General features: G+C 48.2%; 21 protein-coding genes and 1 riboswitch. Of the genes, 17 read left to right on the top strand and 4 right to left on the bottom strand.

Annotated elements, in window-relative coordinates; all coding sequences use genetic code 11:
- The first annotated feature begins 55 nt into the window (after window positions 1–55).
- From ACR0QT_RS04305 to ACR0QT_RS04315, 3 genes are all read left to right on the top strand, one after another.
- On the top strand, window positions 56–1,429 hold the full coding sequence (locus ACR0QT_RS04305) for an NCS2 family permease (RefSeq protein WP_432629650.1): 1,374 nt from the start codon (window positions 56–58) through the stop codon (window positions 1,427–1,429).
- Between the two features lie 226 nt (window positions 1,430–1,655).
- Window positions 1,656–3,365: an ammonium transporter gene (locus ACR0QT_RS04310; RefSeq protein WP_432629651.1), complete on the top strand. Its 1,710-nt coding sequence runs from the start codon at window positions 1,656–1,658 to the stop codon at window positions 3,363–3,365.
- Between the two features lie 259 nt (window positions 3,366–3,624).
- A complete protein-coding gene (locus ACR0QT_RS04315) occupies window positions 3,625–5,400 on the top strand; it encodes an oleate hydratase (RefSeq protein WP_432629652.1) in 1,776 nt (591 codons plus the stop codon).
- A gap of 131 nt (window positions 5,401–5,531) precedes the next feature.
- Here ACR0QT_RS04315 and ACR0QT_RS04320 read toward each other — a convergent pair whose 3' ends face one another.
- The gene (locus tag ACR0QT_RS04320; protein ID WP_432629653.1) at window positions 5,532–6,449 is read right to left on the bottom strand and encodes a LysR family transcriptional regulator; all 918 of its coding nucleotides are present in this window, start codon (window positions 6,447–6,449) and stop codon (window positions 5,532–5,534) included.
- 413 nt (window positions 6,450–6,862) lie between these two features.
- Here ACR0QT_RS04320 and leuD point away from each other — a divergent pair, with 413 nt between their 5' ends.
- The 7 genes from leuD (at window position 6,863) to ACR0QT_RS04355 (ending at window position 13,776) form a co-directional block, all read left to right on the top strand.
- Window positions 6,863–7,342 carry a 3-isopropylmalate dehydratase small subunit gene (gene leuD / locus ACR0QT_RS04325; protein ID WP_432629654.1) on the top strand — a complete coding sequence of 160 codons (480 nt, stop codon included), beginning with the start codon at window positions 6,863–6,865 and terminating at the stop codon, window positions 7,340–7,342.
- 4 nt (window positions 7,343–7,346) lie between these two features.
- On the top strand, window positions 7,347–8,597 hold the full coding sequence (locus tag ACR0QT_RS04330) for a 3-isopropylmalate dehydratase large subunit (RefSeq protein ID WP_432629655.1): 1,251 nt from the start codon (window positions 7,347–7,349) through the stop codon (window positions 8,595–8,597).
- Between the two features lie 47 nt (window positions 8,598–8,644).
- Entirely contained in the window at window positions 8,645–9,139 is a 495-nt protein-coding gene (locus ACR0QT_RS04335) for a 3-isopropylmalate dehydratase (RefSeq protein WP_432629656.1), read from the top strand.
- Window positions 9,140–9,206: 67 nt separating this feature from the next.
- Complete coding sequence (locus ACR0QT_RS04340) at window positions 9,207–10,451, top strand: 3-isopropylmalate dehydratase large subunit (RefSeq protein WP_432629657.1); 1,245 nt, start codon at window positions 9,207–9,209, stop codon at window positions 10,449–10,451.
- 177 nt (window positions 10,452–10,628) lie between these two features.
- Window positions 10,629–11,105 (top strand): Cys-tRNA(Pro) deacylase, encoded by a 477-nt coding sequence (gene ybaK / locus ACR0QT_RS04345; RefSeq protein WP_432629673.1) that lies wholly within the window; start codon window positions 10,629–10,631, stop codon window positions 11,103–11,105.
- 745 nt (window positions 11,106–11,850) lie between these two features.
- Entirely contained in the window at window positions 11,851–12,789 is a 939-nt protein-coding gene (locus ACR0QT_RS04350; RefSeq protein WP_432629658.1) for a cell wall hydrolase, read from the top strand.
- A 324-nt stretch (window positions 12,790–13,113) separates the two neighbouring features.
- Window positions 13,114–13,776 (top strand): HAD family hydrolase, encoded by a 663-nt coding sequence (locus ACR0QT_RS04355; protein ID WP_432629659.1) that lies wholly within the window; start codon window positions 13,114–13,116, stop codon window positions 13,774–13,776.
- 231 nt (window positions 13,777–14,007) lie between these two features.
- Here the strand turns inward: ACR0QT_RS04355 and ACR0QT_RS04360 are convergent, their stop codons facing one another.
- Together ACR0QT_RS04360 and pyrB are read right to left on the bottom strand one after the other, a co-directional pair.
- Window positions 14,008–14,436: an aspartate carbamoyltransferase regulatory subunit gene (locus ACR0QT_RS04360; protein WP_432629660.1), complete on the bottom strand. Its 429-nt coding sequence runs from the start codon at window positions 14,434–14,436 to the stop codon at window positions 14,008–14,010.
- Window positions 14,430–15,353 (bottom strand): aspartate carbamoyltransferase, encoded by a 924-nt coding sequence (gene pyrB / locus ACR0QT_RS04365; RefSeq protein WP_432629661.1) that lies wholly within the window; start codon window positions 15,351–15,353, stop codon window positions 14,430–14,432. The genes ACR0QT_RS04360 and pyrB overlap by 7 nt, the downstream gene beginning before the upstream one ends.
- Before the next feature lie 75 nt (window positions 15,354–15,428).
- Between pyrB and ACR0QT_RS04370 the strand changes: the two genes are divergently transcribed.
- From ACR0QT_RS04370 to ACR0QT_RS04395, 6 genes are all read left to right on the top strand, one after another.
- Complete coding sequence (locus ACR0QT_RS04370) at window positions 15,429–15,734, top strand: hypothetical protein (protein ID WP_432629662.1); 306 nt, start codon at window positions 15,429–15,431, stop codon at window positions 15,732–15,734.
- Window positions 15,735–15,779: 45 nt separating this feature from the next.
- On the top strand, window positions 15,780–16,664 hold the full coding sequence (locus ACR0QT_RS04375; RefSeq protein WP_432629663.1) for an ABC transporter ATP-binding protein: 885 nt from the start codon (window positions 15,780–15,782) through the stop codon (window positions 16,662–16,664).
- The gene (locus tag ACR0QT_RS04380) at window positions 16,661–18,547 is read left to right on the top strand and encodes a CARDB domain-containing protein (RefSeq protein ID WP_432629664.1); all 1,887 of its coding nucleotides are present in this window, start codon (window positions 16,661–16,663) and stop codon (window positions 18,545–18,547) included. The genes ACR0QT_RS04375 and ACR0QT_RS04380 overlap by 4 nt, the downstream gene beginning before the upstream one ends.
- 49 nt (window positions 18,548–18,596) lie before the next feature.
- Window positions 18,597–19,946: an ABC transporter permease gene (locus ACR0QT_RS04385; RefSeq protein WP_432629665.1), complete on the top strand. Its 1,350-nt coding sequence runs from the start codon at window positions 18,597–18,599 to the stop codon at window positions 19,944–19,946.
- Window positions 19,947–20,143: 197 nt separating this feature from the next.
- Window positions 20,144–20,228: riboswitch (ZMP/ZTP riboswitch) on the top strand.
- A gap of 118 nt (window positions 20,229–20,346) precedes the next feature.
- Entirely contained in the window at window positions 20,347–21,060 is a 714-nt protein-coding gene (locus ACR0QT_RS04390; RefSeq protein ID WP_432629666.1) for an IMP cyclohydrolase, read from the top strand.
- 99 nt (window positions 21,061–21,159) lie between these two features.
- Window positions 21,160–22,338 (top strand): phosphoribosylaminoimidazolecarboxamide formyltransferase, encoded by a 1,179-nt coding sequence (locus ACR0QT_RS04395; RefSeq protein ID WP_432629667.1) that lies wholly within the window; start codon window positions 21,160–21,162, stop codon window positions 22,336–22,338.
- Between the two features lie 305 nt (window positions 22,339–22,643).
- Here the strand turns inward: ACR0QT_RS04395 and ACR0QT_RS04400 are convergent, their stop codons facing one another.
- Window positions 22,644–22,973, bottom strand: a complete 330-nt coding sequence (locus ACR0QT_RS04400; RefSeq protein WP_432629668.1) for a helix-turn-helix transcriptional regulator — start codon at window positions 22,971–22,973, stop codon at window positions 22,644–22,646.
- A gap of 549 nt (window positions 22,974–23,522) precedes the next feature.
- Here ACR0QT_RS04400 and ACR0QT_RS04405 point away from each other — a divergent pair.
- The coding region (locus ACR0QT_RS04405; RefSeq protein WP_432629669.1) for an InlB B-repeat-containing protein at window positions 23,523–24,709 on the top strand (1,187 nt) is incomplete at its 3' end.

The raw sequence follows: 24,709 nt of genomic DNA on the forward strand, positions 1-24,709 counted from the left end.
AAATGTTGACGACAATCTGGAAAATGGGGACACATACGGGAAGAGAGGAAAAAATATGAGTCTGGAAAAAGTGTTTCATCTCAAAGAGAACCATACGGACGTAAAGACCGAGGTTCTGGCGGGTGTCACCACGTTCATGACGATGGCGTACATTCTGGCGGTAAACCCGAGCATTCTGAGTGCAGCGGGAATGGACAGCGGTGCCGTGTTCACAGCGACCGCAGTATCTGCCCTGCTCGGAACCCTGTGCATGGCGCTGATGGCGAACTATCCGTTCGTTCTCGCACCGGGAATGGGTCTGAATGCTTACTTTGCCTACACAGTTGTTTTGCAGATGGGATACAGCTGGGAGATGGCTCTGACTGCAGTCTTTGCGGAAGGTATTATTTTTATCATTCTGTCTCTGACAAATGTGCGTGAGCGGATTTTCAATGCGATTCCGATGAACCTCAAACATTCGGTATCTGCGGGAATCGGTATCTACATCGCATTTATCGGTATGCAGAATGCAAAAATTGTTGTGGACAGCACGACACTGGTGTCCTTCTATTCGTTTAAGGCATCTGTTCAGAACGGAACGTTCTCGACCGAGGGAATCACCGTGCTTCTTGCGCTGATCGGTATTCTCATCAGTGCGATTCTTCTGGTTAAGCAGGTAAAGGGAAATATTCTCTGGGGAATTCTGATCACCTGGATTCTCGGAATCATCTGCCAGCTGACCGGAATTTATCAGGTCAATCCGGATGCAGGCGCATACAGCCTTCTGCCGGACTTTTCAAACGGAATTGCGATTCCGAGCATGGCACCGACGTTCATGAAGCTCGATTTCAGCAAGGTGTTCTCTCTGGACTTCTTTGCGATCGTGTTTGCATTTCTGTTTGTCGATCTGTTTGACACACTCGGAACCCTGATCGGTGTGGCATCGAAGGCAGATATGCTCGATAAGGAGGGTCGCCTTCCGAAAATTCGCGGAGCTCTGCTCTCTGACGCGCTCGCAACGACCGCAGGTGCAGTATTTGGTACCTCGACCGTAACGACGTTCGTGGAGAGTGCTTCCGGCGTTGCAGAGGGAGGACGCACCGGTCTGACGGCGACGGTTGCAGGAATCCTGTTTGGACTGTCCCTGTTCTTATCCCCGATCTTCCTTGCGATTCCGTCGTTTGCGACGGCACCGGCTTTGATCGTCGTGGGATTCTTGATGATCTCCTCGATGCTGAAAGTAGATTTTGACGATTTCACCGAGGCGATTCCGGCATACATCGGCGTTATTGCGATGCCGTTTATGTACAGCATTTCCGAGGGTATCGCAATGGGAATCATCTCCTACGTTGTGATCAATGTGGTCTGCGGAAGAGCAAAAGAGAAGAAGATCAGCCCACTGCTGTATGTTCTTGCAGTGCTGTTTGTGCTGAAATACATCATGCTGTAAACCAGATAAGATTCTTTTATCAAAAAACTGTTAAAATTAAGTGCGTCTGTGTGAAAATACAGAAAAGAAAATCAAAGTTCTAAAAAAATAAGGAATTGATTCTGCGGGATTGACAGAGCGGAAAAGGAAGCATATAATCCGTAACCAAGCAGAGAGGCTAAAGGAAATGAGACCAGCCTCTCTGCTTTTTTCTTTTTTACAAAAAGGGAATGAGGAGGAAAAATCTATGTATTCATCTGTCGACGTTATCTGGACCCTGATCGGTACTGCACTTGTCTTTTTCATGCAGGCAGGGTTCGCACTCTGTGAGGCGGGCATGACCCGTGCAAAGAACACCGGAAACATCATCATGAAGAACCTGATGGACTTCTGTATTGGTACTCCGGCGTACTGGTTTGTAGGATTTGGCATTATGTTTGGCGGTTCCGGCGCCCTGATCGGTGGCTTTGATCCGTTCATCCGCGGAACTTATGATTTCGGAACGCTTCCGACTCTCTGCTATGTGATTTTCCAGACGGTCTTCTGTGCAACCGCAGCGACGATCGTTTCCGGATCGATGGCAGAGCGCACGAACTTCAAGGCATACTGTGTATACAGCGGTTTGATCTCTCTGATTGTCTATCCGATCTCCGGACACTGGATCTGGGGCGGTGGCTGGCTTTCCTCCCTCGGTTTCCACGATTTTGCAGGAAGTACAGCTGTTCACATGGTCGGCGGTGTCTCCGCTTGTATCGGAGCAAAAATCCTTGGACCGAGAATCGGAAAGTATGATAAAAACGGCAAGGCACATGCAATCCCAGGTCACAACCTGATGGCAGCGGCACTCGGTGTCTTCATCCTCTGGTTCTGCTGGTTTGGTTTCAACGGCGCAAGCACGGTAGCAATGAGCACGGATGCAGATATGATCTCTGCAAGCCGAATCTTTATGAACACGAACATGTCCGCAGCAGTTGCAACCTGCACCGTTATGATCTTCACCTGGCTTCGCTACAAGAAACCGGATGTATCGATGTCCTTAAATGGTTCTCTTGCAGGTCTTGTCGCAGTGACCGCAGGTTGTGATATGGTGACGACGACGGGTGCATTCTTCATCGGTCTGATCGCCGGCATCCTTCTTGTTCTCTCTGTTGAGTTCTTTGACAATGTGGCAAAAATTGACGATCCGGTCGGCGCAATCTCCGTTCACGGTGTCTGCGGTGCGACCGGAACACTTCTGACCGGTCTGTTTGCACAGGACGGTGGCGTATTCTACGGCGGTGGTTTTCATTTCTTCGGCGTACAGGTTCTCGGAGTTGTATCCGTTATGCTCTGGGTAATCGTGATGATGACGATTATCTTCAAGGTAATCGACAAGTTCATCGGTCTTCGTGTTCCGTCTGAGGTCGAGATCGAAGGTCTTGACTACCATGAGCATGGTCTTATCAGTGCCTATGCAGGATTCAACCTGTCTGAGGTTTCCACCGGCATGGAGGTCAATGAGAATACCGATCTCGGTGAGTCGGATTACGAGAAGGCAAGCGAGAAGCAGAAAGCCGTTTCCGTTCCGGTGACGACGACGAGATCGGCAGGTGGAGCAGGAACCGGAATGTATAAGGTTTCGATCATTGCCAAATATGCGAAGTATGAGGCACTGAAGAGCGCCCTCAATGAGCTCGGTGTAACCGGAATGACCGTGACACAGGTTATGGGTTGTGGAATCCAGAAGGGCATCGGCGAGCGTTACCGTGGTGTTGAGATGGATGTGACGGTTCTTCCTAAGATGAAGGTTGAGGTCATCGTCGGAAGCATTCCGGTTGAGAAAGTCATTGAGACCGCAAAGAAGGTGCTCTACACCGGTCATATCGGAGATGGAAAGATCTTCGTCTACGAGGTCATGAAGGTTGTGAAGGTTCGTACCGGCGAGGAGGACTTCCAGGCACTCAACGATGTGGAGTAAAAGTGAAAAATCCGTTGCTGTTTGCAGGGCGCGTGAACAGTAACAAAAATAGATAAAGAAAGTACAGTTGCCTTCTTTGAAATTCTGATGTACAATATAGACTATGTGATGTGACTGGTGAAAACATAAGAAATAGTTTTCAATACCATATCAATCATAAGAGAATAGGAATCCCCGGGGTTTCGGTCAGGCTTACATATCTGACTGGAATCCCGGGTATACTGATTTCAGGTGATAATTGGAAAGAGAGGGCGATTTCATGTATTATTCGAGTGGAAACTATGAGGCGTTTGCCCGTCCGCTGAAGCCGGAGGGAGTGGACAAAAAGTCGGCGTATCTGATCGGTTCGGGACTGGCAAGTCTGGCGAGTGCCTGTTTTCTTGTCAGAGACGGACAGATGAAGGGCGAGAGGATTCATATTTTGGAGAAAGATCCGGTTGCGGGTGGAGCCTGTGACGGTCTGCTGTTTGAGGATCTCGGCTATGTGATGCGAGGCGGACGTGAGATGGACAATCACTTTGAGTGTATGTGGGATCTGTTCCGCTCGATTCCGTCGATTGAGACCGAGGGAGTCAGCGTGCTTGACGAGTATTACTGGTTAAATAAGCGCGACCCGAACTACTCACTGATGCGTGCGACTGAGAAGAGAGGTCAGGACGCTCACACCGATGGAAAGTTTGGTTTATCGGACAAGGGAGCAAGAGAGATTCTGAAGCTGTTCTTCACGCCGGATGAAGACCTTTATAATAAGAAGATAACGGATTTCTTTGACGATGAAGTGCTGAATTCCAACTTCTGGTTGTACTGGAGAACGATGTTTGCATTTGAGAACTGGCACAGTGCGCTCGAGATGAAACTCTACCTGCGCCGATATGTGCATCACATCGGAGGTCTGCCGGATTTCACTGCTCTGCGTTTTACACGCTACAACCAGTACGAGTCGATGATTCTTCCGATGATCGAGTACCTGAAGAAATTCCATGTGCAGTTCCATTTTAATACGAAGGTAACTGACGTCCGTTTCGACATAAAGGATGGCAGAAAGCAGGCAAAATCGATCACAGTTCTTGCAGATGGAGGAAAGAAGGAGATTGCGCTGAGCGCAGACGATCTGCTCTTTATCACCGATGGAGGCTGTGTCGAGAACTCGACGCTCGGAAGCCAGAACCGTCCGGCAGAGTGGAAGCCGGAACTCAAAGAGGGAAGTGGATGGGATATGTGGCGAAAGATTGCGTCCCAGGATCCGTCATTTGGAAGACCGGACAAATTCTGCCACGATCCGGAGAAGACGAACTGGATGAGTGCGACGGTGACGACGCTTGACGACAAGATCCCGCCGTATGTGCAGAAGATCTGCAAGCGCGACCCGTTCTCCGGAAATGTCGTGACCGGAGGAATCGTGACAGTCAAGGATTCCAACTGGCTTTTGAGCTGGACGTTCAACCGTCAGCCACAGTTCCGCACTCAGCCGGAGGGACAGCTTGTCGGTTGGATCTACGGTCTGTTCACGGATAAGCCGGGTAACTTTGTCAAGAAGACGATGCGCGAGTGTACAGGTAAAGAGATCTGTATGGAGTGGCTCTACCACCTCGGCGTGCCGGAGAGCCAGATTGAGGAACTCGCAGAGCACAGCGCCAACACAATTCCGTGCATGATGCCGTATATCACCGCCTTCTTCATGCCTCGCGAGAAGGGCGACCGCCCGCAGGTTGTGCCGGAGGGCAGTGTGAACTTCGCGTTTATCGGACAGTTTGCCGAGACCGAGCGCGACACGATCTTCACGACTGAGTACTCAATCCGCACCGGAATGGAGGCAGTCTACACGCTTCTCAATGTTGACCGCGGAGTTCCCGAGGTCTGGGGCAGTGTCTTTGATCTGCGCTGTCTGCTGAATGCGACGACGAAACTGCGCGACGGCAAGAAGATTACCGACATGAATATGAACTTTATTGAAAAGATTGCACTGAAAGAGATGCTCAAACGTCTCGACAAGACGGAGATCGGAAACCTGCTCAGAGAGTACGGAGTGATATAAGAAAGTGCAGTGATTCTGATCGGAAGATGTCCATAAGCTAACCAGAATCACGTGCCAAGTCTTTGCAGTCTTTGCGAGCATCGACTTGCATGAAAGGAATAGGACTTTTCGGGAGCTTTTATTTATTTAAATTAGAGGCTTTCGCTCAGAGATTTTTTTGCGCGCTCTTCACAGAAGCGCATGAAGGTGTCGAGCGCCCGGGAGGTCCTATTTTTGTGGCAGGCAAATCCGATTGTCCGCTTGTGGATCGGGGTGTCGAGCTTGAGCTGGACGAGGCGTCCGCTCTCTAAGTCCTCCTGAACAAATTCCTTGATCACGCTTCCGATTCCGAGACCGATTCTCGTAAACTCGATCAGCAGATCCATCGTCGTCACCTCGAGCAGGTTGTTCGCCGTGATGTGGTTGAGACTCATGTAGTCGTCGATATAGTGGCGGGTGATGTTGTTCTTGTCAAGGAGCATGATGTTGCCGACCTGAAAGACATCGGCGTCCTCCCCCTCGCGCAGGCGCAGGTTCTCTAAGTAGGCGGGCGAGGCGGCAAAGATGTCCTCGATATCCATGACGGGCAGGACGTGGAGATTTTTCTGGTGGCGCTGGGGCTCTGCGATCAGTCCGACATCGATCTGCTGTTGCTCGAGCATTGAGAGAGTGTGCGTCGTGGACTGGCTCTCGATCGTGATCTTGATGTGCGGGTAGCGTGCGATGAAATCCTTTAGGTACGAGACCATGATAAACCGGCAGAGCGTGTTGCTGACGCCGATGCGGATGTGTCCCATGTTGAATTCCTTGATGCGCTTGAGCTCGAGTTCCCCGGCGGAGAGCTGTTCAAACGCAGCCTTTGTGTGCGCAAACAGAAGTGCGCCTTCCTCAGTCAGCTGAACTCCGCGTGACCCTCGCGTGAACAGCGTTGTCCCGAGCGAATCCTCGAGCTTGCTGATTGATTTGCTGATTGCCGGCTGGCTGATGTAGAGTTCCTTTGCGGCGCGCGAGATGTTGCCCGCCGATGCGACTGCATAAAAAATTCGATACTGTGATAAATTCTGATCCATGTAAATCTTCTAATCCTCTTCTAAATATTTATAAATTTCCAAGTTTCATAATTGAATGAAAAGATAAGTTTGATAAAAATAAAGGGAACTGCAACAAATAATGTTTGATAATAGCAAAGGAGATTGTTTTTGTTACAGAACTCTTGCATTTTATAACTAACTGTTATGATAAATATGAGTATTATCTATTGTTATTATAGCAGTGAAAATGATATAATACAAACGATTATTGAGAAAAAAGATTGTGACCGCAAAACGGGCCGGTACCATAGGATAGCGAGTCGGTATTAATAGGACAGCTGGTCAGTACGATGGGACAGGTAATCGGGCGCGGGGCACAGTGAGGACTTCAACAAAAAACAAACACGAGAAACTGTGGAAACATAAGGTTGAAGCACAAGGAGGAAGAGACAATGTCTGTGGGAAAAATTTTCAAATTTCACAACGACCTGGATACGGATCAGATTATCGCATCGCAGTATTTGTTACTGCCGAATATTGAGGAGATGAAGGTACATACGTTTGAGTCCCTCGATCCGGATTTTCCGAAGAAGGCAAAACCGGGTGACTATGTAGTCGGTGGAGAGAACTTTGGCTGTGGCTCTTCGAGAGAGCAGGCACCGAGCGTTTTAAAAGCACTCGGCATTCAGGCAGTTGTGGCGAAATCTTTTGCACGGATTTTCTACCGGAATGCGATCAACATCGGACTTCCGGTTATCGTCTGCAAGGATCTTCCGGATGCCGTACAGACCGGGGATGAGATGGATCTGTCTCTGACCGATGGCGTTGCAGTGGCAAACGGAGTGACGTATTCCTGCACGAAACTGCCGGAATACATGCAGAATATTTTGAGTCAGGGCGGATTGATTGCGTCTCTGAACAAGGAGGACTAAGATCATGGGAATGACAATCGCAGAAAAGATTATTGCTCTGGCAGCAGGTGTGCCGGAGGTAAAGGCAGGAGATATTCACACGGTCAATCTGGATCGCATGATGAGCAACGACGGAACGACCCATCTGACCGTCGATATGTATCACAATAAATTAAAACATCCGCACATTGCAGACCCGAAGAAGATGGTCTTCATCGTGGATCACAATGTTCCGTCTGACAGCCCGAAGACCGCTGCATCCCAGAAGAAGATGCGCGACTTTGCGCGCGAGCACAACATCGATTTCTGGGAGGGCAAGGGTGTCTGCCATCAGATCATGATGGAAAACTATGTGCGTCCGGGTGAGCTGATCTTCGGCGCAGACAGCCATACCTGCACCTACGGTGCTCTCGGCGCATTCGGTACCGGTGTCGGCTGTACCGACTTACTTTACGGCATGGTAACCGGTACTTCCTGGGTACTTGTCCCGGAGACCGTAAAGTTCAACCTCGTCGGAAAACTGCCGGAGGGCGTTTACCCGAGAGATCTGATGCTGACGATCATCGGTGAGATCGGCGCAAACGGTGTGAACTATCAGGTGATGGAGTTTACCGGAGAGGGCGCAAAGACGCTGAGCGTCAACGACCGTATGGTTCTGTGCAACCTCGCCGTTGAGGCGGGCGCAAAGACCGCGATCTTCCAGGCAGATGAGATTGCCTTGGAGTACTTGAGAGAGAGAGGCAGAGAGCCGAAGGCAGTCTTTGAGAGTGATCCGGATGCGGTTTATGCGAGAGAGTACACCTTCGATCTGTCAAAGATTCAGCCGGTTGCAGCACGTCCGGACTTTGTCGATGACGTTGTTCCGGCAAAGGAAGTCTGCGGAGTCCGCATTGATGAGGCCTTCCTTGGTTCCTGCAACAACGGACGTATCGATGATCTGCGCGTCGGCGCAAAGATCCTGAAAGGACACAAGGTTTCCGATCATGTGAGATTCCTCGTCGTTCCGGCAAGCCAGGAGGTTTACCTTCAGGCGATGAAGGAAGGTCTGATTGAGATCTTCATGGAGAGCGGTGCAATCGTGATGAACCCGAACTGTAGCGTCTGCTGGGGAAGCTGTCAGGGTGTCATCGGTGAGAATGAGGTGCTGATCAGCACAGGTACGAGAAACTTCAAGGGTCGTGCAGGTCATCCGAGCTCCAAGGTTTACTTGGGATCTTCTGCGACGGTTACGGCTTCCGCAATCAAGGGTGAGATCTGTACCGCAGACCAGCTCTAAATGATTTAATGATTTGTTAGGAGAGAAGAGAGAGGACAATAGAGAATATGGAACAGTTTACAGGTCGCGTCTGGGTTCTCGGAGATGACATCGACACCGACATCATCATCCCGACCGAGTATCTGGCATTAAAGACGATTGAAGATATGAAACAGTATGGATTTTCCCCACTGCGCCCGGAGCTTGCAGGTCAGATTCAGCCGGGAGACATCATTGTCGCAGGAAAGAACTTCGGTTGCGGTTCTTCGAGAGAGCAGGCACCGGAGGTCGTGAAGGCACTCGGAATCCGCTGTGTAATTGCGAAATCTTTCGCGCGCATCTTTTTCCGCAACTCGATCAACAATGGTCTGCTTCTGATCGAACAGCCGGATCTTCATGATCATGTGAAGGAAGGCGACACGATCACGGTGACCGTAAATCAGGACGTTGACCACAACGGGGAGAAGTACCCGATTGCGTCCCTGCCGGACAATCTGGTGGAGATTCTGAATGCGGGCGGTCTCGTCAAGGCAATGCAGAAGAGAAACGGTATTCACGAGTAAGCACTTTTGGAATCGAAAGTGCCGTAAGATAACGTGAAACGGACTTTAAGAGTGGGGAGAAAAGAAGATGGGACAGACAATTATTGAGAAGATCATCGCCCGCAACATCGGCAGAGAGAGCGTAAAGCCGGGCGAGATCGTGACGGTCAATGTCGATCGCGTCATGCTCGACGACATTATGATGCCGTTTATTGTAAATAAATTCAATGAGATGGGATTTAAAAAGGTCTGGGACCCGGACAAGGTTGTGATGATCTACGATCACCTCGTCCCGGCAAGCCAGCAGGACGATGTGCGCCACTACAAGGTGGGCGATGCATTCGCAGAGAAGTACGGCATGAAGAACGTTCACCGCAGTGACGGTATCTGCCATCAGCTGATGACGGAAGCTGGATATGTAAAGCCGGGCGATGTCGTGTTCGGAACAGACAGCCACACGACGACCTACGGCTGTGTCGGCGCATTCTCAACCGGAATCGGTTATACCGAGATGGCAGGAATCCTTGGCACCGGAACGCTCTGGGTCAAAGTTCCGGAGACGATCCGCGTGGAGATCAACGGAACCCTGCCGGAGAATGTGATGTCAAAGGATGTGATCCTGCGGATCATCGGAGACCTCGGCGCAGACGGTGCGACCTACCGTGCACTTGAGTTTGCAGGTTCCACGATCGAGAACATGACGGTCGCAAGCCGAATGACGATGGCGAATATGGCGATCGAGGCAGGTGCAAAGTGTGCAACCTTCACGCCGGATGAGAAGACCGCAGAGTACTGTGAGATCGAGTTAAATGATTTCCAGAAGAACTTAAAGGGCGACGCAGATGCCGTTTACTTCAAGACTTTGAAGTATCAGGCAGAGGATTTCGTTCCGGTCATGGCATGCCCGTCTCAGGTCGACAAGATCCGCAACGTCACCGAGGTTGAGGGCACGGTGATCGATCAGGTCTTCCTCGGCTCCTGTACGAATGGTCGTCTCGAGGATCTGCGCGCTGCTGCTGAGGTGCTCGACGGAAAGAAAGTCGCTCCGTTTGTGAAGATGATCGTAACTCCGGCAAGCCGAAAAGTTTATGAGGAGGCACTCAAGGAGGGCATCTTTGAAAAGCTGATCAAAGCAGGTGCGATTGTCACCCATCCGGGATGCGGTTTGTGCTGTGGACGTACCGGCGGTATCTTGAGTGACGGAGAGCGCGTAGTCGCAACGAACAACCGCAACTTCCTCGGAAGAATGGGAACCTCAAAGGTAGAGATCTACCTCGCATCCCCGAAGACGGCGGCAGCCTGTGCAATCGCAGGAAAGATTGTAAATCCGTAAGTAAAATCCGTAAAATCCGGAAAGAATTTGAGTGGTTTGATATAAAAGGCATTTAGGGCATTGATAAGGGATTTATATCATTTATATCAAAGGAACGGATTTGTATCAGAGAAATGAATAGAAAAAGTAGTTGGTATTATGAAAGAAAAGAAAGACAAAAATAAGAAGGCAGAAAAGATCGAGAAGACAAATGTGATGCGTCTTCTCGACTCCGCGGGGATCTCCTACGGCGTGAAATCCTACGAGGTCGATGAGAATGATCTGTCCGGCATCCATGTTGCCGACCAGCTCGGGCAGGATGTGGAGACCGTATTTAAGACGCTTGTGCTCAAGGGGGAGAAGACGGGATATCTCGTCTGCTGTATCCCGGTCGCAGAGGAGTTGGACTTAAAGAAGGTCGCAAAAGTCGCAAAGGACAAGAAGGTGGAGATGATCCATGTGAAGGATCTGCTTCCGCTGACGGGCTACATCCGCGGTGGCTGTTCCCCGGTTGGAATGAAGAAGAAGTTCCCCACTTATATAGAAGAAACAGCTCAGCTTTTTGATGAGATCGCGGTCAGCGCCGGTCAGAGAGGCTTGCAGGTTCTCGTAAATCCTGAGGAACTGCGCGCTTACACCGAGGCAGAATTTGTCAGTCTTGTGCAGGATTCATGAGCATTGATGAGAATTGATGAGAATTCATAAGAATTTGATCCAATTTAGGTGTGGCTTATGCGTGGCGCAAATGGGAATAGATCTTGAAGAATTCGCAAATTGGGCGACAAGTAGTTTACATAAAAAAGAGTCGAGAAATTTCGACTCTTTTTTTCTATCGTTAGATTTAACAAAAATGTAATAAAAGCGTAATAAAAGAAAAATTTTATTCACAAAATTTCGCCGGATTCCCCCAGAAAAATTTAGATGTCCTGTACAAAATTCAAAAAGTGTGCGAAAAACCGGGTGTCAGATGTGACAAAAGTATGAAAGAGTTATTGACATTTTATTAAGCACCCACTACAATAGCGGAAGTCACGTTGCTGATGGAAGATCTGCGCGCCCACTGTGCAGATCGGCAGGAGTCGCAATCTTGCTACGAGCTATGAGATTGTTACAAGATTGCTACAAGAGCCAGAGAGAAGAATCATGAGAAATGATAAGAACTGATCATGAAAACAAAATAAGAGTGAACGTAACTGCGTGACTGTGAAGATACGGAACAGTTACGAGTGAACAAAAAACAAAACAGTAACGCGAAGTTACCAGGAAACAGGCGATTTTGAAAATTCATGTTTTGTATCCCACTTTTTATTAGCAAAACGCAATGGGATCGCCTCCAAGTTCCGGAACGGATTTCAAAAATCAAAATCCCGAAAACCAGATTTTGAAAACGAACCGGAAAGATCGAAGAGAGGAGTATTGTATGCTTGCAATATGCTCATTTCTTCAGTCGGTTTATCAGCTTGTCCGGACGCTGACAGTAAAAAGCGTCAATGTGACAAAGCAGATGTACCGCTCACGCGCCATCTTGATGACGGGAAGCGTGGTGGTTGCAGTGCTGACCTTTGCTTCAGCCGGATTTGCAGGAGGAGGGCGAAATGCTCTGACTGCATATGCGGAGACTTCTTCTGAGGAGGAAAGTCCAGAAGAGACAGAAGAGATCGAGGAAAAGATCGAAGAGGCAGAAGTGGCACAGACTGAGGAAGTTGTACTGCTTACGGAAGCAAAAATACCATTTCATCTTGCGGGTCATGATACCGAAGAGGTAAAGAGTGGACAGTTGCTGGCGGGAAGTACGCTGGCAAAGAATGTGCAGGAAGAACTTGATGCACGGCAGTTGAGGGAAGAGGCCGTGGAAGAGACGAAAGAGGAGATTCGCCGGGTAGAGGAGGAGCGAAGAAGACAGGAAGAGGAAGAAGCCAGAAGAAGAGCAGAGGAAGAACGGAAACGTCAGGAGGCAGAGGCAAAGATGGCAGCGGCTGTGGTGTCCTACACGCCCGAGGATCTGACGGTTCTTCAGAGAATTGTTCAGGCGGAAGCCGGTGGATGCGACATGAAGGGCCGGATTCTGGTCGCCAATGTGGTGATCAATCGCGTTTTAAACAAGTCCTTTCCGGCGAGCATCACTGGCGTGGTTTATCAGAAGTCCCAGTTTTCTCCGGTGATTGATGGAAGCATCAATCGCTGTAAGGTGACGGATGCCACGGTGGAAGCAGTGGATCGCGCACTTGCGGGGGAAGATTACTCGCAGGGAGCTCTCTACTTTATGAATCGAAAACTTTCCCAAAACGGAAACGTCCGATGGTTTGACGGATCGCTTCACTATCTGTTCGAGCATGGGGGACATGAATTTTTTAAATAAAAGTTTCCTGAGAGCGCGGTGCTTTTAGGGAAAACAGAAAGGAACTGCTACCTGAGAAGATCGGGGGCAGTTCCTTTTGTGTGACTATGAGAGGAACTTGTTTTTTCGCCTTGCCTTTTTCACTGTGAGATGGCATAATAAGAGGGGTGTAAAAAGAAAGTTGCAAAGAAGATTGCAAAGAAGGTTGCAGAAAATAGGGTTACAAAAAGAAAAATTGAGGAAGCTGTGTGTCTGAGAGCTGAGAAGGTGGATCTGGTGGACGGACGGATCAGAATTGACCAGGTGAACGAGGCAAGTGCACAGTGACAGGAGAAAGATAGAACTATGGAGAAAAACATTCAGCACGTTTTATTTGACTTGGATGGAACTTTGACAGATTCCGCGAGAGGAATCATGAATGCGATTGAATATTCTCTGCATACTTACGGGATTACGGTGACGGATCGCAGTACTCTGCGCCCGTTTATCGGACCGCCTTTAGCAGAGAGCATGAGAAAATACTATGGATTTGGCGTGGAGCAGTCTCTCGAGGCGGTGGAGCGTTTCCGTGAGTACTATGACGGAAAGGGCGGTCTGTTTGAGAATGACGTCTACGAGGGAATCCCGGAGCTTTTGGACGAGCTGAGAAGTGCAGGATACCATCTGTATCTGGCAACCTCAAAGCCGGAGGATACCGCAAAGCGAATCCTTGAGCATTTTGATCTTGCGCGCCGGTTTGATTTTATCGGCGGAGCGACTCTCGATGAGAGCAGAGAGAAGAAGGGCGATGTGATTCGTTATGTGCTTGAGACCTGCGGGATCACCGATAAGAGTCAGGTCGTGATGGTCGGAGATCGAAGCAACGACATCGTCGGGGCAAAGGAGAATGACTTAAAGAGCATTGGCGTGCTCTACGGATATGGAAGCCGGGAAGAGCTTCTTGGCGCCGGAGCGGATGTGCTTGCGCAGACACCGGCAGATGTGAAAACGATCGTGGAGGAACTCTAATTTTCGTCGGATTAAAATTGGATAAAACAATTTGATTTGCTAAGACAGGTAAGAGGCAAAGAAGCGAAAAAGTAAAACAATAAAAACAAATCAGAAAAACGGCATCGCCGTCAGTAGAAGATTCTGCTGATTGGCGGTGCCGTTTCTTGGTGTATGATAGGAACTTGCGTCCTACCTGTATTTCTTGTGCAGGATATAGATAAATTAATTTATCGTGCGAAACTGAGAAGATTACTTTTTGGAGTATTTCTCCTCACAGTACAGGCAACGATAAGTCTCCGTCTTCTCATCGGTCAGACAGAAGATGTGAGGCAGTTCCTGCTCGATCGAGGTGATACAACGCGGGTTCTTGCAGTGGATGACATTGACGATCTTCTTCGGCAGGGTCAGAGCGCGCTTCTCCACGATCTTGTTGTCACGGATGATGTTAACTGTGATGTTGTGATCGATGTAGCCGAGAACGTCGAGATCAATGTGCTCGATCGGTCCCTCGATCTTGATGATGTCCTTGCGACCCATCTTGTTGCTTCGTGCATTCTTGATGATTGCAACCTGGCAGTCGAGCTTGTCAAGACCCAGATGATAGTAGATATCCAGACTCTTTCCAGCCTGAATGTGATCCAGAACAACGCCCTCGCTTAATCCACTGATGTTCAGCATGGTTTCTCTACCTCCAATAATGTCATGATGAGTGCCATACGCACATAAACTCCATATTGAACCTGCTTGAAGTAAGCGGCTCTCGGATCGTCATCTACCTCTGTGGAGATCTCATTGACTCTCGGAAGCGGATGAAGGATGTACATATCCGGTTTTGCAAGTTTCAGTTTCTCTTTGGTCAGAATGTAGCAATCCTTTAAGCGGATGTAATCCTCCTCATTGAAGAAACGCTCTTTCTGAACACGGGTCATGTAGAGGATGTCAAGCTCCGGCATTGCCTCGTCGAGGTTGTTGACCTCCTTGAACGGAATATTGTTGGCGCGAAGCACGTCGTCGCGGATGTACTCCGGAACTTTCAGCTCATCCGGGGAGATCAGGACGAAGCGAACGTTCGGGTAACGAACCATAGCCTCGATCAGAGAGTGAACGGTACGACCGAATTTCAGATCGCCACAGAGACCGATTGTCAGGTTGTCAAGACGTCCCTTTAAGGAGCGGATCGTCATCATATCGGTCAGGGTCTGGGTCGGATGCTGATGACCACCGTCGCCGGCATTGATAACCGGGATGCGGGACTTCATCGAAGCGACAAGCGGAGCACCCTCTTTCGGATGGCGCATTGCCACGATATCTGCGTAACAGGAGATGACACGGATTGTGTCAGAAACGCTTTCTCCCTTTGATGCCGAGCTGGAATCAGCTGAAGAAAAACCAAGTACGTTTCCCCCGAGGTTCAGCATTGCGGACTCAAAACTGAGGCGGGTTCTTGTACTTGGTTCATAGAATAACGTCGCTAATTTTTTACCATTACATACATGAGCGTATTTTGGAAAATTCTGCTCAATGTCGGATGCCAGTGCCAAAAGCTGGTCAATCTCTTCCACTGAGAAATCCAATGGGTTTAACATGTGTCTCATCGCGTATCTCCTTTGGTTTTGTCATTTGGTTCGTGACATATTATAGCGGATTTCTTAGGAAAATTCTACTGTATTTTGCAAAAAAAAGAAAAAAGTTTTTGGTGGTTTTTGAGAAAGATTCACCCTGAAAATTCTGAAAACTCAGAAAAATATCGGAAAAAGAACGGGATATTTGTTAATGAATATGTAAGGAAGTTTAAGAAAATAAGAGGTGTCGGAAAACACTTTATCCTGTATAATGAAGTTGAGTATGAGAGGATTTTAACGTACATCTGTTTGATTTGTATGGGAAAATACATGACAAATCATATAACTCAGAGTGGATGTCCCCCACCTATAGAGGAGGGGGTATCACAAACACATGTACGGGAAAGCCTATAAAAAGAAGAGAAGTAATAAAACACATCTTGAAATGAGGGGAATTGTATGGGTGAACAGCAGATGGAAAGACAGAGAGTCCCGATGATTCGGGTGAAAAATCTGTACAAGATCTATGAGGTTGGAACAAATAAGGTTTACGCGTTGAATGGCGTGGACTTTACGATGTATAAAGGCGAGTTCTGTGCGATTGTGGGACCTTCCGGCTCCGGCAAATCCACCCTCCTAAATATGCTCGCGGGACTTGAGAAGCCGACAAAGGGCGAGATCATCGTTGCCGGAAAGCATATGGAGCGGATGAATGAGAATGAGCTTGTGGCATTTCGCAGGGAGAATGTCGGATTTATTTTCCAGTCCTACAATCTTTTAAAGACGCTGAATGCCGTGGAAAATGTGGCGCTTCCGCTCTCGTTTCGCGGAGTCCCCAAAAAGATCCGAAATGAAAAGGCGCAGAAGTATTTAAAGCTCGTCGGACTTGAGAAGCAGATGAAACACATGGCAAACGCGATGTCCGGCGGACAGCAACAGCGAGTCGGAATTGCGAGAGCGCTCGTCGTGAATCCCAAGATTATTTTTGCGGACGAGCCGACCGGAAATCTCGACTCTAAGACAACGATGGAGATCCTGAAATTGATGAGGCGGATTGTTCGGGAGCAGAACCAGACGCTCGTCATGGTCACGCATGACAATCACCTTGCGACGTTTGCGGACAGGCAGTTTCATATCGTGGATGGAAAGATTTTAAAGATTGAGGAACAGCATCATCCGGATCTGAATGAATTGGATCAGGATGATTTCGAACAGGATGATTCGGATCATGAGAACTTGGATCAGGGGAATTCAGGCCAGAGTGATTCAGTTCAGGGTGATTCAGAACAGGGTGATTTCGCTCAGAGTAATTCGAATCAGGAGGATAGGGAGGAACGGAGATGAACAGGACGAAGAGAGAAAAAAGATTCCGCAGATGGATCGCATTCGTGCTGACCGTGATATGGACAGTTGGATTTCTGGCAGTGCCGGAATCGGGAGAGAGAGGAATCGGGAAGTTACAGGCATTTGCGGATAACCAGTGGATTTTTACGGAGAAGATTCCAAGCGGAAAGACCGGAAAGAGCATGACGGTTTCGTTTCGACTGAGAAACAGTTCGGGACACGACATCAAGAGACTCGGAATCCGTTTTGATACGAACGGAGTCGACATTGGAGATGAGGACGAGGATGATTTAAAGTATGGCTATGCCTTCCCGTTTGAGACGACGGATTCGACGTTTGAGAAGGTCAAGTCGGTCGGTTCGCTCAGTGATGGCAAGGAAAAGACGGTCTCTTTGACTGGTCGCGTGCGCCGGGATCTCCAGAATGGATATTATACCGTCCCGATTTCCGTGTTTGAGCAGGTCGACAGCAGTCAGGATGACGGAGGCTGGGTGGAGCTGACGAGTGAGAATGTCCGCGTGTGGATTTCGGTCTCCACAAGCAGTAGCGACGACGATGACGAGGGAACGAAGACGTATGATTTTGTGCTCGGAGAGGGACAGAGTACGCCGTATGGAACATATCCGAATGTGCTGAATTTTTCAATCAACTTGAGAAACAACAGCCCGGCGACGGTCTACAACGTCAAGGCGAGCATCATTCTTGACGCAGACAGCGCAAAGTTCCCGTTTCGGATCAACGATGTGAACTATGACCGGATGTTTGAGAAGATTGGTGTGGATGAGGTGGTTCCTCTCGATTACAGTTTTGCGATCCGGCAGGACAGTTACACAGGGTACTATCCGATCCAGATGAAGATTTATTATTCGAAGAGTTCGACCGGAGAGGAACTTGAGACGTTTGAGACGACGTTCTTCGTGCACATCACGAGCAAACCGAAGGAAGATGAACAGAATGACTTTAATGAGCATGATCGCACAAAGGCACGACTCATTGTTGATGGATTTTCGACGGAGCCGGAGAAGATTATTGCGGGAGAATCGTTTGATTTGACGCTTCAGATCAAGAATGCGTCTGGAAGTGTGTCCGCCTCCGATGTGCTCTTGACCGTAGAGTCGGAGAAAGCCTCGGACAGCCCGGTTTTCACGACGGCGGAAGGTTCTTCTTCGGTTGCCATTTCGTCGCTTCCGGCTGGAGGGACGCAGACGGTGAAATTCCGCCTGAGTTCGCGTGCCGGAGTCGATCAGCGTTCCTACGCGCTCACGATCAAGGCGAAGTACGACAGCCCGGAGTACAAGAATGCGGAGGACAGCATGTCCGTGGATATTCCGGTGTACCAGATTCCAAGACTCAACACGGGAACCTTTGAGGTGATGCCGGATTCGATCTCAGTTGGGGAGGAGTCGAATGTGATGTTTGGCATCAACAATACCGGGCGTGTGACGCTCTACAATGTGATGGCGACGTTTGAGGCGGATTCGATTCAGAAGACCGATGCCTATGTCGGAAACATCAAGTCCGGGGAGACCGGAAATGTGGACTGTATGCTGACCGGAATTGCGCCGACGATGGATGACGGAAAGATCAAGGTGACGATCTCCTACGAGGATGAGAATGGCAATGTCTCCGAGGTGGAGAAGGAGCTTTCCCTGACGGTGACGGAAGACTTTTCGTCGATGGATGATCCGATGAATCAAGAGCCGATGGAGCCGATCGAGGAGCCACCAACCGGAATTCTTGGCATGATTTCCCAGCATTGGATCGCACTTGTGGTGGCAACCGTGATCGTGCTTGGAATTCTTGTGACTGTGATTGGAAGAAAGATCTGGAAGAAGCGCAGAAAACAACATCAGGAAGCGGATGAGGATGAGAGTGAAGAGTAAAAAATCAAAAAAGGAATCATCAACTTGAAAATAAAGGATGTGTGGGAAGATGAGATTTGTGGACCTTCTGGGAATGAGTTTGAATAGCCTGCGCCGAAGAAAACTTCGGACAGCCCTGACGGTTCTCGGCGTCGTGATCGGAACGGCATCTGTGGTTGTGATGATGTCACTCGGAATCGGCATGAAAGAACTGAACCGGGAGATGATTTCCTCCTACGGAAGCCTGACAGCGATCACGGTGTACGGGCAGGATGCGTGGGGCAGTTCTGACTCGGACAAGCCCCTCTACTTAACGGATGATGTCGTCAAACAGTTTTCCGGGATGGAACATGTGAATAGTGTCTATCCGCTTCTTGAAGTCAATGCGATTTTCCTTCAGGGAAAATACACGATGAGCACGAATCTCACAGGTGTGCCGGATGCGTACCTTGCACAGATTCCGCTCGGCAAGGGAAGCCTTCCAAAATCTGGGGAGCGGGAGATGAAGCTGATCTTTGGAAATGCGGTGATCCGCTGGTTTCAGGACGGAAAGAGCAACCGCTGGGGATTTTCTGATGACAGTGAACTGCCAAAAGTAGATTTGATGGGAAAGCCGATGTTTGTGGTCTTTGACACCGATGCCTATTACCAGTCGCAAGGGACGGGGGAAGACCGCCCGAAAGCGCCGAAGAAATATCTGCTGAAGACAGCCGGAGTCGTGGAGGGCGAGGTCAACGATTACAATGAGTATGCCTACTCGGTGTATACGCAGTTGGAACCGCTCAAGACGGAACTCAAGAAAATCTTTAAAAAGAATCCGATTCCCGGTCAGCCGACGAACAAGAAGGGCAAACCCTACAATTATTTTGTATACAGTTCCTGCATCGTCAATGTGGACACGATGGAACATGTGTCGGATGTTCAGAAGAAACTCACGGATCAGGGTTATCAGGCAAACAGCAATGCCGAGTGGATGAATCAGGCGGAGCAACAGTCGAGGATGATCCAGGCGGTTCTCGGTGGAATCGGTGCGGTCTCGCTGTTTGTCGCAGCGATCGGAATTGCAAACACGATGATGATGTCGATCTATGAGCGCACAAAGGAGATCGGAGTGATCAAAGTTCTTGGGTGTGATATGGGAGACATCCGAAATATGTTTCTGATGGAATCCGGCTTTATCGGATTTATGGGAGGAGTCGTCGGCTTAGCGTTTAGTTATGCAGTTTCTGCGATGCTCAACCATCTGCCGGCTCTCACAGATTTGCTTGGAAATGGAACAGGAGGAAATATCTCCCGGATTCCGCTCTGGCTTGCTGGATCAGCGGTTGGGTTTGCGATTCTCGTCGGAATGTTGGCAGGATTTTTCCCGGCGATGCGAGCGATGAAGCTGAGTCCGCTTGCAGCGATCCGGAATGAATAAGAGATTGAATAAAGGATAAGGAAGAAGAATAGGAATAGGAAAAAGAAAATAAATAAAGAAAAGAGTGATAAAGCGTAATAAAAAGAACAATTAAAGAAGAATCAATGGGGAATCAAAGAAGAATTAAAGAGGAATAAAGAAAATCTTGGACGAAAAAAAGTACTTGCCAGATGAAAAGAAATCGATTATGATAAGGGCAAGAAGCGTGCGACTGGCGGAGAGAGTGGGATACCACGAGGGAGCACGTCTGAATTTACAATGCCGACCGCCTGGGCGCCATTTTTTTGTGGTACTCAGGCGGTCTTTTTGTATACAGACAGTTGTACTTGTGTACAGAAAGATGGGATTCCGCTCTGAGATGCCGATTCTGTATTGGAATGAGAGAGGAGAAAGTCAGAAGATGAAGATGTTATCTCTGGAACAGGAACTGAAAGAAAACGCATATCCGGGAAGAGGAATTGTGATTGGAAAGACTCCGGACGGAACGCGGGCAGTAACTGCATACTTTATCATGGGCAGAAGCGAGAACAGCCGTAACCGTGTCTTTGTGGAGGACGGAGAGGGAATCCGTACTCAGGCATTTGATCCGGCAAAGCTCGAAGATCCGAGCCTGATTATCTATGCGCCGGTTCGTGTGCTGGGAAACAAGACGATCGTGACAAATGGTGACCAGACCGATACGATTTATGAGGGCATGGACAAGCAGATGACGTTTGAGCAGTCTCTGCGCAGTCGTGAGTTTGAGCCGGATGCTCCGAACTACACCCCTCGCATCTCCGGCGTGATGCACATCGAGGCAGGCAATTACAACTATGCAATGTCGATTTTGAAGAGCAACAACGGCAATCCGGATTCCTGCCACCGTTACACCTTTGCTTATCAGAATCCGACAGCAGGTGAGGGTCATTTCATCCACACCTACATGCATGACGGCAATCCGCTTCCGAGCTTTGAGGGAGAGCCGAAGCTTGTTGGCATGATGGACGATATGGATGCCTTTACCGATATGCTCTGGAACAGCCTGAACCCGGACAATAAGGTTTCTCTGTTTGTTCGTTACATCAACATTGCGGATGGAAGCTACGAGACAAAGATTGTGAACAAGAATCACTAAACAGAATCACGAAACGGAATTGTGAAACGAAACGATCTGGAAACCGATCACGAAACGAATGGATAACGAATGGATTAGGAAAGAACAGGAGTGCGCAAAATGAACGAGATGGAATTAAAGTACGGATGTAATCCGAACCAGAAACCGGCAAGAGTATTTATGAATGAGGGAAAGGATCTTCCGATCAAAGTGCTGAGCGGTCGCCCGGGATACATCAACCTGCTCGATGCATTAAATGGTTGGCAGCTTGTGCGTGAGTTAAAGAAGGCAACCGGACTTCCGGCTGCAACCTCCTTCAAGCATGTCTCTCCGGCAGGTGCAGCGGTTGGAGTACCGCTGACGGAGACTCTGGCAAAGATCTACTGGGTAGATGATATGGGAGATCTCTCCCCGCTGGCAAGTGCCTATGCGCGTGCGAGAGGTGCAGATCGTATGTCGTCTTTTGGCGATTTCATTTCTCTCTCCGATGTGTGTGATGTGGATACCGCAAAGCTGATCAAGAGAGAGGTATCAGACGGTGTGATCGCTCCGGGATATGAGCCGGAGGCACTGGAAATCCTGAAATCTAAGAAAAACGGCAACTACTGCGTGATCGAGATCGATGAGTCCTATGAGCCGGAGCCGATCGAGCGCAAGCAGGTGTTTGGTGTTGTATTTGAGCAGGGAAGAAACAACCTTGCAATCAATGAGGAGCTTCTGACAAATCTTGTGACCGAGAACAAGGAGCTTCCGGAGTCCGCAAAGAGAGACCTTGTGATTTCTCTGATCACCCTGAAATACACCCAGTCCAACTCCGTATGCTATGCAAAGGACGGACAGGCAATCGGAATCGGAGCTGGTCAGCAGTCTCGCGTACACTGCACAAGACTGGCAGGTCAGAAGGCAGACAACTGGTTCCTGCGTCAGTCCCCGCAGGTTTTAAACCTTCAGTTTGTCGATCACATCAAGCGCGCAGACCGTGACAACGCAATCGATGTTTACATCGGTGAGGAGTACATGGATGTTCTCGCAGATGGCGCTTGGGAGAAGATCTTCAAGGTAAAACCGCCGGTATTCACGAGAGAGGAGAAGCGCGCATGGCTCGATCAGATGCAGGATGTCGCTCTCGGCTCTGATGCATTCTTCCCGTTTGGCGATAACATTGAGCGCGCTTACAAGAGTGGCGTTAAGTACATCGCTCAGCCGGGCGGATCTGTTCGCGATGACAATGTCATTGAGGTCTGCAATAAGTACAACATGGCGATGGCGTTCACTGGAATTCGTCTGTTCCACCACTAATTTTATCGCGTTATGAGGTACCGGGTTTTTGGCAGGTACCAATTTGAAAATAAAATAAAGTGAATTAACTAACATGGAAAAAGCACTGAGATACAGAGAAGATAATGGTTTCTGTATCTCGGTGTTTTTTTGCGTTGCTTTGCTTACATATCCGATATGTGTCGGTAGAGTAGTATCTATCAAAATCGCAGAGTACCACGCCTGATGGCGTAGGAAACGGAGGCTTCAGACGTGGTAATTTATCGGTTGCTTACTGATTACTTTTTAGATCGTAAGAAGCGATATGGATAGTTTTTCTGATTATTTTAGTTTCTGTTTTTGCTTCCGTCTTCTAAAGTGAAATGATGCCGTATTTCATCGAAATAATGCATCATTCGATAAAGAAGTTCTTTTTCTTCCTGTGAATAATGAGAAATAGGAAGCATTTCTGATTGATCAATTCCAAGCAGATAGTCGGAGGTTGTATGAAGCAGTCGGCAAAGCTCTGCGATCTTTTCCGTGGAAGGAATGGCAACTGCCATTTCCCATGCATTTACGCTGGAACGTGTCACATACAGCAATCGAGCAAGATCTGCTTGTGTTAAATTATTTTTTGTCCGAAGTTCCCGAATACGATCGGCAGTACGAAGAATCATTTTTGGTATTCGACCTCCAGTCTTTTGTCATTGATCCCGCAAAAAGACGGGATTTTTACTCTTAAATTGTAAGTTTCTATGATTGAAGATATCTGAGCGGAACCCCTCTACCCTTGATGATTAGATGCTATTTCATTATAACCGTTGCCGATATAAAAAAACAGATTGTAAAAGAGAAAAAAATGGGGTTCACAGAAGATGATAAAAATTGACAAAAACTGGAATGAAAAACAGAAAAATCCATATAGGAAAATGAGAAATTTTATTATCAATAAGGCTTTGCGCATAGGGGGGGTAAAACTAAAAAACAGAAAAGTACATGTTTAATTTGCGAAAATACACAATAAAAGACGAGAGAAAATTGTCGAAAACTGATAATTTGAATTGACATTTAGAGAAAAATCAGTATAATTAAATGTAAGAAATTTACATTTTTAAAAAGCAGATGAGAAACATGTATTAAATTTCACATTCATACATTAAAACTTTCTAAAGCCTTATGACACGGAAAATTTAATGATGGGGAAGGACAAGGAGGAAAGAAAAGGTATGTACAAGAAAAAACTTGGTGCACGCGCGTTTACCGCAGTTACCGTTGCTTCTCTCTTAGCAAGTAACGTTACTCCGGCAATGGCAGCGGAAGATGCCAACGCAATGGCAAAGGCAGCAGAGAAAGCAGTAGCAACTGCTTCTGATGCAGAGGCAGCAGAGACTGAGGATGAGAAGGTCGAGGCTGAGGTAGCAGAGGATGCTCTGGAGAATGACATCGCAACTGAAGAGGCTGATGAGGAAGTTGCAGCTCAGACGGCAGAAGCAACAGTGAAAAAGGTAACCGTTAGTATTAATGTCGGCGGTGATGGTGTTGTTGCTACGTCAAAAATGAATGAATCTAAAGATCTTGAAGAAGATGATAATCTTACTTTACCGAAAGTATATGTAGAGGAAGGTTACAAATTTGAAGGATGGAAAGTTTCTGGTGAAGAGGACACTACCATTGATACAGATGATGAGTATGAATTATCATATGATGAGGCTTATAATTTGTGCTTTGCTTCAAAGGGCAGTGACACAGGTTATGTAACATTTACTGCGATTGTTGAACCGGTTGAGGAAGATCGTATAGTAAACGTTACTATTTCTGTAGATCCAGAAAAGGGAGAACTTATCGATGAGCATGGAACAAGTTTTGTATCTACGACGTATGAAAATATCGATGAGAGTTCTGATGAGCTGATCAAACTTCCAAAAGTAGTAGCAAAGGAAGGCTACAAGTTTGTAGGCTGGAAAGGCCAGGGGGCAGATGAGATCAACTGGGATGCAGATGCGACAGAATTTGGAGTAAGCGGACTGGCATACTTTGCAGAGGGAGCAACTGTAGGCTACGTAAGTATCGAAGCAGTATTTGAGGAAGAGGACGCACCGGTTGAGGAGAATCGTACAGTAGAAGTTACAATTACTGTAGATCCGGAAAAAGGTGAGTTCAAAGATTATGGAACAAATCCTGTAACTTATAAGGGTATTGCAGAGGATTCTGATCAGCAGTTTGATCTTCCGGAAGTAGTAGCGAAGGAAGGTTACAAGTTTGTAGGCTGGAAGGGTCAGGGAGCAGATGAGATTAACTGGGATGCAGATGCGAAGACCTTTGGAGTAAGCGGACTGGCATACTTTGCAGAGGGAGCAACTGTAGGCTACATAAGTATTGAAGCAGTATTCGAGAAAGAGGAAGCACCGGTTGA

This window comes from Brotaphodocola sp. (genome assembly GCF_050873365.1).
In the GTDB taxonomy this organism is placed as follows: Bacteria; Bacillota; Clostridia; order Lachnospirales; family Lachnospiraceae; genus Brotaphodocola.

Bases quoted from the DNA above. Each gene is read 5' to 3' on its own strand.
- ACR0QT_RS04305 (WP_432629650.1), top strand. From the start codon at position 56: ATGAGTCTGGAAAAAGTGTTTCATCTCAAAGAGAACCATACGGACGTA.
- ACR0QT_RS04310 (WP_432629651.1), top strand. From the start codon at position 1,656: ATGTATTCATCTGTCGACGTTATCTGGACCCTGATCGGTACTGCACTT.
- ACR0QT_RS04315 (WP_432629652.1), top strand. From the start codon at position 3,625: ATGTATTATTCGAGTGGAAACTATGAGGCGTTTGCCCGTCCGCTGAAG.
- ACR0QT_RS04320 (WP_432629653.1), bottom strand. From the start codon at position 6,449: ATGGATCAGAATTTATCACAGTATCGAATTTTTTATGCAGTCGCATCG.
- leuD (WP_432629654.1), top strand. From the start codon at position 6,863: ATGTCTGTGGGAAAAATTTTCAAATTTCACAACGACCTGGATACGGAT.
- ACR0QT_RS04330 (WP_432629655.1), top strand. From the start codon at position 7,347: ATGGGAATGACAATCGCAGAAAAGATTATTGCTCTGGCAGCAGGTGTG.
- ACR0QT_RS04335 (WP_432629656.1), top strand. From the start codon at position 8,645: ATGGAACAGTTTACAGGTCGCGTCTGGGTTCTCGGAGATGACATCGAC.
- ACR0QT_RS04340 (WP_432629657.1), top strand. From the start codon at position 9,207: ATGGGACAGACAATTATTGAGAAGATCATCGCCCGCAACATCGGCAGA.
- ACR0QT_RS04350 (WP_432629658.1), top strand. From the start codon at position 11,851: ATGCTTGCAATATGCTCATTTCTTCAGTCGGTTTATCAGCTTGTCCGG.
- ACR0QT_RS04355 (WP_432629659.1), top strand. From the start codon at position 13,114: ATGGAGAAAAACATTCAGCACGTTTTATTTGACTTGGATGGAACTTTG.
- ACR0QT_RS04360 (WP_432629660.1), bottom strand. From the start codon at position 14,436: ATGCTGAACATCAGTGGATTAAGCGAGGGCGTTGTTCTGGATCACATT.
- pyrB (WP_432629661.1), bottom strand. From the start codon at position 15,353: ATGAGACACATGTTAAACCCATTGGATTTCTCAGTGGAAGAGATTGAC.
- ACR0QT_RS04375 (WP_432629663.1), top strand. From the start codon at position 15,780: ATGGGTGAACAGCAGATGGAAAGACAGAGAGTCCCGATGATTCGGGTG.
- ACR0QT_RS04380 (WP_432629664.1), top strand. From the start codon at position 16,661: ATGAACAGGACGAAGAGAGAAAAAAGATTCCGCAGATGGATCGCATTC.
- ACR0QT_RS04385 (WP_432629665.1), top strand. From the start codon at position 18,597: ATGAGATTTGTGGACCTTCTGGGAATGAGTTTGAATAGCCTGCGCCGA.
- ACR0QT_RS04390 (WP_432629666.1), top strand. From the start codon at position 20,347: ATGAAGATGTTATCTCTGGAACAGGAACTGAAAGAAAACGCATATCCG.
- ACR0QT_RS04395 (WP_432629667.1), top strand. From the start codon at position 21,160: ATGAACGAGATGGAATTAAAGTACGGATGTAATCCGAACCAGAAACCG.
- ACR0QT_RS04400 (WP_432629668.1), bottom strand. From the start codon at position 22,973: ATGATTCTTCGTACTGCCGATCGTATTCGGGAACTTCGGACAAAAAAT.